Source organism: Paraburkholderia sp. C35, assembly GCF_003121405.1.
In the GTDB taxonomy this organism is placed as follows: domain Bacteria; phylum Pseudomonadota; class Gammaproteobacteria; order Burkholderiales; family Burkholderiaceae; genus Paraburkholderia.
Map to the genome: position 1 here is coordinate 1 of NZ_QBUY01000165.1, position 13,834 is coordinate 13,834.

Here is a 13,834-nt window from a genome sequence, read left to right on the forward strand (position 1 = left end):
AGCAAAGGCGGTGTGTCTTGTAGGATCGCCGACGCTCAATGCGCGACAACCTACACACCGTTTGCCACCTGGGCTGCGGTGACCATTCGCTGCCGCTTGCTTCGCTACGCGTGAGTGAAGCGGGTGATGCGTTCATTCATAGCGTTGGCAGCGGGCAATAAAAGTAGCGTTATCGCGAACAGGACGGGGCCGTTGGGGGCCCGCAGGCAAGGGTCAAGCGGTTCGGTGTTGGCGGCTTTCTTTTGCCTACTTTTCTTTGCCGCTGCAAAGAAAAGTAGGTGCCGCCCCGCACAGGGGCAACACTAGCAGACCACTAACAAAAAGCGGATGCCACCAACAAACAAGGCGTCGCAGACAAAAACCCTCACTTATCCACCACCAGATCACTCAACGGCTTGCTACAACACAACAACACCATCCCCTGATCAATCTCACGCTGTCGAATGCCACCGTTATGCTTCATATCAACCTGCCCGGAAACCAGCTTGACCTTGCAGGTCCCGCACATCCCTTGAGTACATGAAGCCGGCAACCGAACCCCGGCCTGCCGCGCCGCATCCAGCACATGTTGCGTAGACCCACACTCAATCGCCCGATTACTCCGCGCAAAGCTCACAGAAAAAGTCTGCACACCATTGGCAGCACCATGCTCATGCGCCTTCGCTTCAGCCTCTAAAACCTCAGCAGCAACTTCAGGCTCATTCTCAATCAGCGTCTCGAAAGAAAAACTCTCTTCGTGATACTGCTTGCGGTCAAACCCAGCCTCGTCGAGTAACGCACGCACAGCCTGCATATAAGGCGCAGGACCGCAGGTAAAAATCTCCCGCTCCATAAAATCCGGCGCAATCAGCTTCAGCAAAGGCAAGGTCAAAAAGCCAGTCACACCCGGCCAGTTAGTCCGCGCACCAACACGCTCGCAGACAAAAGAAGTCCGGAAATTCACCTGATTCGAAGCAATCAGATCAAGCTCTCGCGAGAAAATAATGTCATCCGGCGTGCGCGCGGAATGCACAAAAACAATATCGCGATCCTCGCTCAACTCATGATGCGCGCGGCTCATCGACATCAATGGCGTAATGCCCGAACCCGCCGACAAAAACAGATACTTCCGCGCCGGATGCCGCGCACACGTAAACTCGCCAGCCGGACCCAGCACACGAACCTTCGCACCCGCCTGCAAGTTATCGTGCAGCCAGTTCGACACCTTGCCGCCCGGCACACGCTTCACGGTGATCGAAATCGTATGCGGCCGCGTCGGAGAAGAAGATATCGTGTAGCAACGGTTGATCGTCTCGCCGTCGATCTCCAGTTCGAGCGTGATGAATTGACCCGGTTCGAACACGAATGCACGGCCCTCCGGCGAACGGAAGAAAAAGCTCTTCACGTCGTGCGTTTCCTGTCGAACCTGGCAGCACACCAGCGTTTCCTCGACATCGCTCGTCCAGCGCGCCGGCAACGCACTCCAGAATTCGGGCTTCGTCACGCGGCTTTCGACGGGTTCGAAGGTTGCTGCATCGCGCATCATTGCTTGCTCCACGTGCCGCCTGGCATCCGTTGGTTGTGTCCAGGCCCGCGTTACACGGCCTTGATATTGATCGTGCGTTGTTCCGACGCCGTGCTGTCGATATGCGCTGCAACGCGCCGCACATACCAGTCACTGAACTTCTCGACCAGCCCTTCCGTGAACGGCGAATACGGACCCGGTTCATAGGCGCTGCTGGTCGCACCGCGCTGCGAGTACTCGACCAGCGCACGGTCCTGATCGTTGGTCGCATTCCATACGGCCGTCAGATTCGGCACGTCGTAATCGACGCCTTCCACCGCGTCCTTGTGCACCAGCCACTTCGTGCGCACCAGCGTTTCGCCGGAAGAAAGCGGAATCACCGAGAACGTCACGATGTGATCGCTCATGAAGTGATGCCACGAATTAGGCTGCGTCCAGAACGACAGGCCACCCAGATCGGCGCGCTCGAATTCGCCGAGCAGCTTCTTCGACGCGACCTTCGCATCGAGCGTCTGCGATTCGCCGCTGCGGTCGAGCGGCAGGCGCTGCGTGCGAAAACCCGTTACATCCGACAACCGGTCGATTTCAACCGACGGCAGATCCATCTCTTCCCACTGCTTCGCGCGCTCGATACAGGTGCGCTCGAATGCATCCATGCCTTCTGCGTTTGCAGGCGAACGCTGGTAGCCAAAGCCGTATTCATAGAGCGAAATCGTCAGCTCGGGATGGTTCGCGACGCAGTGGTAGCACTCGCGGTTGTTCTCCATCGTGAGCTTCCAGTTGCCTTTCTCGATGATGTCGATCTGTGCAGCGATCTTGCAGCTCGGCAGATCATGCGGCAGCAGATACGGTTCCATCGCCGCGCGCATCACCGCGAAATCGACGGGCGGCTTGTCGGCGAGGCACACGAAAATCAGACCCGCGAGGTTCTCGACATGCACGCTCTTCAGGCTGTGTTTGCAGCGGTCGAACTCGTCGCCCATGTGCTCGGCAAACATCAGATCGCCCGACAGGTTGTACGTCCAGCTGTGATACGGGCACACGATATTGCCGACAGAACCCTTGTCCTCGTTGCACAGGCGCGCACCACGATGGCGGCAGACGTTATGGAATGCGCGGACCTGCATGTCGTCGTCGCGCACGATCAGGATCGAATCGTGGCCCAGCTCGACGGTCACGTAATCGCCCGGTTCAGGGACATCCGGCTCGACGGCTACCTGAATCCAGTGCTGACGGAAAATCGCTTCCATATCGAGCGCGAAAATGTCGTCGCTCACGTAAAACGGTGCTTCCAGGCTGTAACCCTTCTTGCGCCGGTCCACCAGCGCGCGAATGTCTGCCGATACTTTCATGTGTGCTCCGGGTTCCGAGGCCGTGTGGGTGCGGCGCAAAATCAGTAATCGATGAGTTGATGCTCGCGCAAATAGTCGAGTATCACTTGTGCTTTTTCGACCGAAGTCCCTTCAATTACGACGCTGCCGCCACGGCTTTCCGTGGTCGTCGCGGACAGCATGCGGGCATGGCCTGAGCGCTTCTCGGCCGCGGCGAGCCGCACCGGTTTGCGCGTGACAGGCGCTAGCGTCCATTGCGCAGCTTCCGCGTCAGGGACGGCTTCCACGCGCTGCGGCTGGATCGAGCCGGCGCGCAGGCGGGCAAAGGCGTAGCGTGGCGTGACGCTCGCCAGCGGATGCACGGCGATGACCGCCGGCAATGCGACTTCCACACGACGGCGCACGCCTTTCGGCAAGAATTGCCGCACGGTTGCGCGGCCACCCGCGATCGTCACATCGACTGCCGCGCCTACGAGCGGCGCCTGCAGTGCGTCCGCAAGGCGGTAAGGCAGCATGCCGCTGTCGAACGCGCCTTCGGCGCACGTACCCGTCAGCACGAGGTCATAGCCTTTCAGGCGGGCTGCGAGCAGGCCAACGGCATCGCCGTTTTCGTTGCACGTCAGGACTTCGACGCGTTCCGCGCCGAGCGCCAGATACTCTTCGAGTGCGGGATTACCCGGATCGCCGGCGTGCAGCACGTCGAGTCGCGCGGCGTGCTGGCTCGACAGTTGACGGGCAATGTCAAGCGCGGCGGCGTCGTTGCGGCTATAGCGCGCGCCGCCGCTGACAGGATGCTTGCCGACCGACACGAGCACTGCAATTTTTTCGTGCTTGCCGTTCATGCCGCGACTCCTTCGACGAACTGGTTCACGACAGGCGCAGCAACAGCCGAACGACCGGCACGCGCGCGATTGATCTCGTCGATCAGCGAAGCGATGGTCGCCTGCGTATCGGCGATGATCGTCAGGGTCGCGCGCTTGGCGATGGGCGCGCTGCCGTCCAGGTTCACCGCGATCACATGGCGGCAATCCTTGATGCCTTGCAAGTGTTGCACCGCGCCCGAGATACCGAACGCAATGTAGACGCTGGCCTCGACGGTCTTGCCCGTTGCGCCGATCTGCTTGTCGCGTGTGAACATGCCGTTGTCGACGGCCACGCGGCTTGCGCCGATTGCCGCACCAAACGTGCTCGCGAGCTTTTCGAAGGCGGCGACATCCGTCACGCCATTCCCCGCCGAAACGATGAAGTCCGCTTCTTCCAATGCCACTTGCGCCGCGTCGATCTCTTCGATGCCGAGATCGCGATACGCGCTATTCGACGTGTCGTTCAGCTGCGCAAAGGCAGCGAGCTCCAGGCGCTTTCCTGCGCCGACGAACGGCAGACGCGTGTCGACTGCGCCTGCTGCGAGCAGAATGACTTCAGGCAATGCACGCGTCGCGTAGGCCTTCTTTGCGTGCGCATACGTCGATACCTGTTGCGCGTCGATCTGCACCCCATGCGCCGCGATGCTTGCGCCCGCGAGCGCTGCGTAACGGCGGCCAAGATCGCCGTCGCCCGTGGCGTTATCGGGCATGAAGATATGGGCGGGCGCGAGTTGCGCCACGCAGGCCGCGACTGCCTGTACTTCACGTTCAGGCGCGAACGTGCGACGGTCGAACGTCGGCAGTTCGATCACCTGGTCTGCGCCGAGCGCGGCGGCGTCGTCCTTCAGTTCGCCGAGCACCAGCAGCGCGACCTGCGTGCTGGCATCGGCAATCAGCGCGGCTGCAGCGAGCGCCTGGCGTGCGTGATCGTCGAGACCGCCGCGGTCGCTGTGTGCGACCACGAGCAAGGTACGCTGCGGCGCCTGGGTCGTGCGCAGGTGTTTAGCTGCGGCATGACCGTGCGCGCCCGCATGCATCGCGTGATCGTTCGATGCACCTTCAACATGCTCCGCGCCGAGCGTGATGCGCCTCAAGCCCGCTGCCGTGATGACGAACGGCCTGCGCGGATCGATACGTTTGATAGTCGTATTCATCGTTCACTCCAGCGCAGCGGCAACGAGTTCAGCCACATCGAGCACCTCGGGACGCGGACCGACCACACCTTCGAGCATCGCCGTGCAGTTCGGGCAACCCACGGCCACGACATCGGCGTTGATCGCGCGCGCATCGTTGATGCGGATATCGGGAATGCGCTGCTTGCCGGGGATATCCGTCAGCGGTGCACCACCGCCACCGCCGCAGCAACGGCCACGCTTGCCATGCCGCTCCATTTCGACGACCTTGATGCCGATCGTCTTCAGCAACTGGCGCGGTGCTTCCGTTTCGCCGTTGTAGCGGCCCAGATAGCACGGATCGTGATACGTGATCTTCTTGTCGTTGAACGCGGCCACTGCTTTCGGCGCGAGCTTGCCGCTCGCGACGAGTTCCGCGAGGAACGTCGTGTGATGCAGCACTTCGTAACGGCCGCCCAGTGCACGGTATTCGTTGCGCAGGCTGTGCATGACGTGCGGATCGGCGGTAACGATGCGCTTGAAATTCAGCGTCGCGAGCGTGCCCATCATCTGCTTTGCCATGCGCTGGAACGTCGCTTCGTCGCCGAGGCGGCGCGCGACATCGCCCGTATCCGTCTCTTGCGAGCCGAGCACGGCGTACTTCACACCGGCCTTGTTCAGCACCTTGACCAGTGAGCGCAGCGTACGCTGATAGCGCATGTCGAATGCACCTTCGCCCGCGACGAGCAGCACATCCACGGCCTGACCCGGTTGTGCAACAGGCGAACTCAGATCGACCGACCAGTCGTAACGCGCGGCCTTGTCGTAGCCGCCCATCGTGCCCGTCTCGCGCAGATTCGCCAGCACTTCAGGGCCTTTGCCCGGCACTGTGCCATGCACGAGCGTCTGGTTGCGACGCATATCGACGATGGCATCCACGTGCTCGATCAGCATCGGGCATTCATGCACGCAGGCGCGGCACGTCGTGCACGACCACACCGTATCGGCTTCGATCAGGCTCGAGATAATCGGACGTTGCGGCTCGCCACCATGCTTGCCGACCGTGATGCCCGGCGTCGGGCTGCCTGCGTATGCCGCATCCGTGCCGCCGACCATGCCCGTCACGAGATCCTGAATCAGCTTCTTCGGATTGAGCGGCTGGCCTGCAGCGAACGCAGGACACGCCGCTTCGCACTTGCCGCATTGCACGCAGGCATCGAAGCTCAGCAGTTGATTCCAGCGGAACTCGACCGGCTTGCCGACACCGTATTCATTCTGTTCGAGCACCGGCGCTTTGAGCGCCGTCGGCGGAACGACCGCTTCACGGCGCAAATCGCCTTCCGCCGCGAAACGCTCCTGGCGCGGATGAAACGCGAGGTGCAGCAGACCTGCCAGCGCATGCTTCATCGGGCCGCCGCGTGCCGCGCCGAACGTCATTGCGAACGCACCCGTTGCGATCAGCAGCGCGAAGATCACGGCCAGACCCGCCGACATCGCCGATGCAGGCAGCAGCGTGTACAGCAGCAACCCGAGCGCGAACGAACCCAGCAGCCACGGCAGCGTATTCCACGGACCACGCGACAGACGCGCAGGCACATCTTTCGCAGCACGTCGGCGCCACACGAACACAGCGCCTACCAGCATGATCAGCGCGGCCAGAAAAATCAGCCGGTCGAGCCACGGCGAGTAGATCGCAAGACCGTAGTTGATGAACACCAGTGCGAACGCGGCGATCGCACCACCCGCCGTGGCCACGTGTGTCTTCGCAATGTACGGATCGCGCGCGACGACATGATGCAGATCCACGAAATAGCGCTTCGGAATGGTCAGCAGGTTGGTCCAGCCGAATGCGCCGGCTGCCGTTGCCCGTCCGAGACGCCAGTAAGCCGCCCGTTTTGCGACCGCGAACGCAAGGCCGGCGACCGATACCCACAACAACGCGGTGATGAGAAACGCCGGGCTCATCGTCAGAAATCCTTGCAGAGACGCAGCGCGTCGTAGATCGCGCCGTGAATGTTGTGCATAGAAATGCAGTCGCCGACACGGAACAGCAGGAAGCGTCCGTTGCCGAGTTCTTCCGAAAGCGAGGGTTGCGGTTCCGACGCAAACAGCTTGTGCACGTCCACCTGCCCGCGATTCACCGATTCCGGCTTGAGCTTCCAGTACAGCGCGTCATTCGGCGTGCTGCCGTTTTCGATGATGACCTGATCGACAGCGCGCTCTTCCTGTTCTTCCGTGTACTCGTTGCGGATCACGGCGATCTTCTTGCCATCTTCCTCATACACACGGTCGAGCCAGTAATTAGGCGTGTGGATCACGCCTTGCGCATAGAGACGTCGATAGAAAATCGGGAACGTGGTGCCGCCTACGTCGTCGGCCACTTTCACGTCCGGCGTGACGATTTCGACCTTCGAGCCACGGCTCGAAATGAAATCGGCCACGCCCGCGCCGGCATGCGTGCTCACGCCGTCATAGACGAGCACGTTCTGCTTGGGCTCGACCTTGCCCGACAGGATGTCCCACGAACTTACGGCAAGCCCTTCTTCGACACCCCATGCAGGCACTTGCTGCGTGAAGCTCGAGCCGCCCGTGGCGAGCACGATGATGTCCGGCTTCTCGGCGAGAATCATCTTCTCGTCGGCTTCGACGCCCAGACGCCGGTCGACACCAAGGCGCTTCGTTTCCATATCGAACCAGCGCACGATGCCCGCCATCTGCTCGCGCTGCGGCGCTTTCGCGGCCAGCATGATCTGGCCGCCGACGGCATCGCTCTTCTCGAACAGCACCACGTCATGACCACGCGAACGCGCGACGCGTGCCGCTTCGAGTCCTGCGGGGCCTGCGCCGACCACGACCACCTTGCGGCGCGGTCCACGCGTCTTTTCGATCACATGCGGCATCGTCGCTTCGCGCGACGTCGCGGCGTTCTGCACGCACAGCACATCGAGGCCGTTGTATTGACGGTCGATACAGTAGTTCGCGCCGACGCACTGCTTGATTTCATCTTCACGGCCATCGCGAATCTTGATGACCATATGCGGATCGGCGATCTGCGCACGCGTCATGCCGACCAGATCGACCATGCCGTTAGCGAGCAGACGCTCGGCCTGCCCTGCGTCACGAATGCTTTGCGCGTGCATCACGGGCAGCTTCACAACCGACTTGATGCCTGCTGCAAGGTGCACGAACGGCTCGGGTGGCAGCGCCATCGGCGGCATGCAGTTGGCGAGCGTGTTGTGCGTATCCGCGCCCGAACCGATCACGCCGATGTAATCGATCAGACCCGACTCCGACATCGCCTGCGCGATTTCCTTCAGTTGCTGGTGATCGAGACCGTCTTCATGGAATTCATCACCGCACATGCGCAGGCCGACGCAGAAGTCCTTGCCGACCGCTTCACGCACGGCCTTGAGTACTTCGACACCAAAACGCAGACGGTTTTCCAGCGAACCGCCCCATTCGTCGGTACGGAAGTTCGTGCGCGGGCTCCAGAACTGATCGATCAAATGCTGGTGCGCCGCGGAAATTTCGATGCCGTCCATGCCGGCATCTTTCACGCGCTTCGCAGCCGCTGCGAAATCGCTGATGATGCGACGGATTTCTTCGACCTCGATGATCTTTGCGTTACCACGGTGAACCGGTTCGCGCACGCCGGATGGCGTCATCAGATGCGGCCAGTGCTCGCCGTGAAAGGCCGATCGGCGGCCCATGTGCGTCGCCTGAATCATGATCTTCGCGCCGTGGCGATGCATCGCTTCGGCGAGTCGCGACAAAGGATCGATGATCTTGTCCGTCGACAGATTGACCGACTTCCACCAGCCTTGCGGGCTATCGATCGACACCGGGCTCGACCCGCCGCACACGGCGAGGCCCACGCCACCCTTGGCCTTTTCCTCGTAATAGCGGATATAGCGGTCGCCGGGCAGGCCGCCCGGTTCGGCATACACCTCGGCGTGTGCCGTGCTGACGATGCGGTTGCGCAGCGTCAACTGATTGAGCGTCAAAGGCTTGAACAGATTGGGGTAACGCATTGCGGGCGACCTCGGGCGGGTTCGATTCAGTCTGTTGTTTCAGTCACGCAGCCGGCGTTTTATCAGTGCGCCGCTGCGTGCCGGTACTTCTGTTGTCAAGCTGCAAGCGGAGAGACTTCGAACACGCAGTGATCGTGCTTGTGGTCGTGATGTTCACCCGCGCAATGAGCCTCTTTCGACTGGCTGCGCGGCGCGTTCTTGCCGCCTTCCGTCGTGTCGTTGACCCAGTCCATTGCGCCTGCGAACCAGCCGGCGAACATGTAGCAGAGCTTGCCGCTCTTCTCCGGCTGTTGAAGCACGAACGACGAATAGCGCAGTTCGATCTTCGCGTGCGCCGTGGCCGGATCGGCCTCGATAATCTTGAAGAGGCCCCAGCCGCGTTGCGACAGGCGATTCAGATAGTGCTCGAATACAGCCATGCCGCTGATGCCGTGCTGCTTTGCTTCCTTGTCGCACCAGTAGTACGCGGACTTGTAGCCGGCCTTATAGAGAATCTCGGCATACGCTTCGACGCCGAGTGCTTCTTCCACGGCAGCGTGATTGTTCGTGAAGAAATGACGCGGCACGTACAGCATCGGCAGCGCGTCGGTGGTCCAGACGCCAGTGTTCGGATCGACGTCGATGGGCAGTTGTGGTTGCATGGCAGTTTCCTTTGTTCTCTCAGGTTCTTATTGGCCGTTCCAGACTTCGCCGAATACACGCATCCAGTTCTCGCCCATCACTTTCTTGATGCGCGACTCGCTCCAGCCCGCCTTTTCCATTGCAGCCGTCAGATTCGGAAACTCGCCAATCGTGCGGATACCTTCAGGGTTCACGACCTTGCCGAAGTTCGTCAGACGACGATAGCGACCCTTGTCGTGCGTAATCCAGTCGAAGAACTCAGTCGAGTACCCTTGCGTAAAGTCCGTGCCGATACCCACCTTGTCTTCACCGATCAGATCGACCACGTATTCGATCGCTTCCAGATAGTCTTCGACAGTCGCATCCGGGCCGCGCTTGAGGAACGGTGCGAACATCGTCACGCCGACAAAGCCGTTGGCATCGGCAATCTCTTTCAGCTGTTCGTCGCTCTTGTTGCGCGGGTGCTCTTTGAGACCCGACGGGCAGCAATGCGAATACGTGACGGGCTTCTTCGAGCAGGCAATCGCATCCGAAGAGGTCTTGCCGCCGACGTGCGACAGATCGACCATGATGCCCACGCGATTCATTTCCTGAATCACTTCGCGGCCATAGCCGGAAAGACCGCCGTCCGGTTCATAGCAACCCGTGCCGACGAGGTTCTGCGTGTTGTAGCAAAGCTGCACCACATTCACGCCGAGTTCCTTGAAGACCTCGATATAGCCGAGGTTGTCCTCGAATGCATAAGAGTTCTGGAAGCCGAAAATAATGCCTGTCTTGTTCTCTTTCTTGGCGCGCAGAATATCATCCGTCGTGCGCACCAGCGTGAGGATCTCGCTGTACTCGCGGATCTGCTGCTTCATTTCCGCGATGTTATCGATGGTCTTCTGGAAGTCTTCCCACACGGACACCGTGCAATTGACGGCAGTGACGCCACCCTTTCTCATGTCCTCGAATACTGAGCGCTCGAACTTCGAAATGTTCAGACCGTCGATGATGATGCTGTTGTCGTGAAGCGTACTCATGATTGACTCCGTAGCTGTGGGGCGTTCGTATGATTTGCGCGGCTCAGTAGATCGGGAAGCGTTCGCACAGTGCGAAGATCTCGCGGCGCACGCGCTGTTCCGTTGCGGCATCGCCATCGGGATGCGTGCGCAGTGCGTCGAACACTTCGAGAATCAGGCGGCCGACCTCTCGGAACTCGGCCACGCCGAAGCCGCGCGTCGTGCCCGCCGGCGTACCGAGACGAATGCCCGAGGTGACCGTGGGCTTTTCCGTGTCGAACGGAATGCCGTTCTTGTTGCACGTGATGCCCGCGCGTTCGAGCGCCTGCTCGACCTGTGCGCCCTTCAGCCCCTTCGGACGAAGATCGACGAGCAGCAGATGGTTATCGGTGCCGCCCGTGACGAGATCGACGCCGCCTTCTTTCAGTACTTCACCGAGCGCCTGCGCATTGGCCAGCACGTTGTCGATATACGTCTTGAAGCCGTCTTCGAGTGCTTCGCCGAAGGCGACGGCCTTTCCCGCGATCACATGCATCAGCGGCCCGCCTTGCAGGCCAGGGAACACAGCGGAGTTGATCTTCTTGGCGATGTCTTCGTCGTTGGTCAGCACGAAGCCGCCGCGCGGACCGCGCAGCGTCTTGTGCGTGGTCGACGTCACGACGTGTGCGTGCTCGACGGGATTCGCATGACGGCCTGCAGCGATTACACCGGCGATGTGCGCCATATCGACCATCAGCTTTGCGCCGACGCTATCGGCGATCGCGCGGAAGCGTGCGAAATCCAGTTGACGCGGATAGGCGGAGAAACCGGCGATGATCATCGACGGCTTGTGTTCGTGTGCGAGCTTCTCGACCTGGTCGTAATCGATGCGCATGGTCTCGCGGTTCACGCCGTACTGGACTGCGTTGAACCATTTGCCCGATAGCGCGGGCTTTGCGCCGTGCGTCAGGTGGCCGCCTGCGTCGAGCGACATGCCGAGAATGGTGTCGCCGGGTTTGGCGAGTGCGAGCATCACGGAGCCGTTGGCCTGCGCGCCCGAGTGCGGCTGCACGTTTGCGAAACCGGCGTTGAAGAGCTTTTTGATGCGATCGATGGCGAGCGCTTCCACCTCATCTGCGAACTCGCAGCCGCCGTAGTAACGCTTGCCCGGATAGCCTTCCGCGTACTTGTTGGTCAGTACCGAGCCTTGCGCTTCGAGTACTGCACGCGACACGATGTTCTCAGATGCAATCAGTTCGACCTGCGACTGCTGGCGTTCGAGTTCCTTGAGTACCGAGTTGCGCACGGCTGAGTCGCGTTCGGCGAGGGTCTGCGAGAAGAATGGGTTGGCGTTCGACATGGCTTCCGTTCAGTTGACTTTCAGTTGACCTGGAATTGACCTTGAGTGGCTGAAAAGCGAAAAGAGCGTGCGAGGCCGACTTTCCAATTCCGCGCTATCCCTTGACTGGACTGGCTTTGCACCGCTTGCACCGACGGCTCTATTCTTGTCTGTCGCCTGACTGGTCAATTTACGATTTCAGACGCGTTCTTTGCCTTTTCCGCCATGCAAGTCCGTTTTGGACAAGTTGAACGGAAGCGACCGGTCGTGCTTCTTGGTGGTGTCAATGCATTGAATTGAAGTCTTCTGTCGTGTTGCGGTGCAGCGTTCCAGGTGGCACTCAGGTGACGCAGACGGCACCGCTTGAGAGCGCGAGTGGCTCTCCGGCAGTGCGGAGGCTGCACTGAGCCGGTGCGGTCGCGCGAATGCACTGCCGCAAGGCCGTTATCCAGCCAGGGTTTAGCCGTATGGCATGCTTGTTGCGCTCACTCGCAGAATAAGAAAGGCCGCTTCCCCCACTCGGCCCAACAGAACATCGAGCTGAAGGAACGCCGGAACCATGTCGCCCGATCGAACCGCGTCGTTGTCGCACTTCGCGTTCATGCCGCTACCCAACTTCACGATGATCGCGTTCACGAATGCGATCGAAGTGCTGCGCATGGCCAACTACCTGAGCGGGCAGACGCTTTACCGCTGGTCGATCATCAGCCCGGACGGCGGCCCCGTCACGGCGAGCAACGGTCTCTCGGTCGACACTAGCCGTGCTGATTGCGTGGGCACACCGGACATCGTGTTCGTATGCGGCGGCATCGACGTGCAGCGTGAAACCACCCCTGAGCATCTGTCGACGCTGCGTCGCTTTGCGCGTGCGGGTGTTGCGCTTGGCAGCCTGTGCACGGGTACGTATGCGCTTGCGAAGTCGGGCTTGCTGGCGGGTTATGCTTGCGCGATTCACTGGGAGAACATGTCGGCGTTGAAGGAAGAGTTTCCTGATACGCGATTCCTGAAAGAACTCTTTGTGATCGATCGCGATCGCGTGACGTGCACGGGTGGCGTTGCACCACTCGACATGATGTTGAATCTGATTGCTGCGCGCGTGGGTACACCGCGGGTGACGCAGATTGCCGAGCAGTTCATTGTCGAGCACGTGCGCGATAATTCTGCGCAGCAGCGCATGCCGTTAGTGGCGCGGCTGGGGTCCGCCAACAAGTCTCTGTTCGAAGTCATTGCGTTGATGGAGAACAATATCGAAGAGCCTTTGTCCCGTGAGGAATTGGCTCGGCTCGCCAATATGTCGCAACGGCAGTTGCAGCGGTTGTTCCGCGAGCATCTCGGGATGACGCCTACTCACTACTATCTGACTTTACGGCTGCGCCGTGCGCGTGAGTTGTTGCTGCAGACTGATATGTCGATCATGCATATCACGATGGCGTGTGGGTTTCAGTCGGCTTGCCATTTTAGTAAGAGCTATCGGGATGCGTTTGGTACTGCGCCTACTCGCGAGCGCAGGAAGCAGGTGGCGCCGTTGGCGCATGCTGTTGTGAATGGGGGTAATGGGGCTTTGGCTGGCGCCGCTGTGCATGTTTGAGGTTTGGGTTTGATGTGTCTTCGACGGTTTTTGTGTTTCGTTGTTGGCCTTTGCCGTTTGCCGTCTGCTTTCGTGCTTTCGCTGGCGTCCGCGGTTTGTTAGTGGTCTGCCTGGGTTGCCCCTGTGCGGGGCAGCACCTACTTTTCTTTGCCGCGGCAAAGAAAAGTAGGCAAAAGAAAGCCGCTGAACACCGCCAGCCCTTGTACTTGCCTGCGGGTTCCCCACCGTTCTTATCCTTCACACGGCATCCTTCCTGCCGATGCCCGTTGCCAACGTTCTCATTGAACGCATCACCCGCGTCATGCTCCCGCGTCACAGCACGCCATACTAGTCAGTCCACGGCCGCCCAGGTGGCAAACGGTGTGTTGGTTATCGCGCCTTATACGCTTCACTCCGGACTGAAAAGCAAAGACGGTGTGTCTTGTAGGATCGCCGACGCGTAATGCGCGACAACCTACACACCGT

10 protein-coding genes are annotated in these 13,834 nt (G+C 60.4%); 1 reads left to right on the forward strand and 9 read right to left on the reverse strand.

What is annotated here, in order from left to right; translation table 11 throughout:
• Positions 1 to 364: 364 nt before the first annotated feature.
• From DK391_RS42060 to DK391_RS42100, 9 genes are all read right to left on the reverse strand, one after another.
• Positions 365 to 1,525, reverse strand: a complete 1,161-nt coding sequence (locus DK391_RS42060) for a hybrid-cluster NAD(P)-dependent oxidoreductase (RefSeq protein ID WP_109483920.1) — start codon at positions 1,523 to 1,525, stop codon at positions 365 to 367.
• 50 nt (positions 1,526 to 1,575) lie between these two features.
• Entirely contained in the window at positions 1,576 to 2,856 is a 1,281-nt protein-coding gene (locus DK391_RS42065) for an aromatic ring-hydroxylating dioxygenase subunit alpha (protein ID WP_109483921.1), read from the reverse strand.
• Positions 2,857 to 2,897: 41 nt separating this feature from the next.
• Positions 2,898 to 3,677, reverse strand: coding sequence for a drug:proton antiporter (locus DK391_RS42070; protein WP_109483922.1), 780 nt, complete (start codon positions 3,675 to 3,677; stop codon positions 2,898 to 2,900).
• Positions 3,674 to 4,852: an electron transfer flavoprotein subunit alpha/FixB family protein gene (locus DK391_RS42075; protein WP_109483923.1), complete on the reverse strand. Its 1,179-nt coding sequence runs from the start codon at positions 4,850 to 4,852 to the stop codon at positions 3,674 to 3,676. The genes DK391_RS42070 and DK391_RS42075 overlap by 4 nt, the downstream gene beginning before the upstream one ends.
• Before the next feature lie 3 nt (positions 4,853 to 4,855).
• Entirely contained in the window at positions 4,856 to 6,775 is a 1,920-nt protein-coding gene (locus DK391_RS42080) for a (Fe-S)-binding protein (protein WP_109483924.1), read from the reverse strand.
• A 2-nt stretch (positions 6,776 to 6,777) separates the two neighbouring features.
• Positions 6,778 to 8,841, reverse strand: a complete 2,064-nt coding sequence (locus tag DK391_RS42085) for an NADH:flavin oxidoreductase (RefSeq protein ID WP_109483925.1) — start codon at positions 8,839 to 8,841, stop codon at positions 6,778 to 6,780.
• 95 nt (positions 8,842 to 8,936) lie between these two features.
• Positions 8,937 to 9,482 carry a DUF5943 domain-containing protein gene (locus DK391_RS42090; protein WP_109483926.1) on the reverse strand — a complete coding sequence of 182 codons (546 nt, stop codon included), beginning with the start codon at positions 9,480 to 9,482 and terminating at the stop codon, positions 8,937 to 8,939.
• A gap of 27 nt (positions 9,483 to 9,509) precedes the next feature.
• A complete protein-coding gene (locus DK391_RS42095; protein WP_109483927.1) occupies positions 9,510 to 10,484 on the reverse strand; it encodes a dipeptidase in 975 nt (324 codons plus the stop codon).
• Positions 10,485 to 10,527: 43 nt separating this feature from the next.
• Positions 10,528 to 11,802, reverse strand: a complete 1,275-nt coding sequence (locus tag DK391_RS42100; protein ID WP_109483928.1) for a serine hydroxymethyltransferase — start codon at positions 11,800 to 11,802, stop codon at positions 10,528 to 10,530.
• 538 nt (positions 11,803 to 12,340) lie between these two features.
• On the opposite strand from DK391_RS42100, the gene DK391_RS42105 reads away from it, so the two are divergent.
• Complete coding sequence (locus DK391_RS42105) at positions 12,341 to 13,369, forward strand: GlxA family transcriptional regulator (protein ID WP_109483929.1); 1,029 nt, start codon at positions 12,341 to 12,343, stop codon at positions 13,367 to 13,369.
• Positions 13,370 to 13,834: the final 465 nt, after the last annotated feature.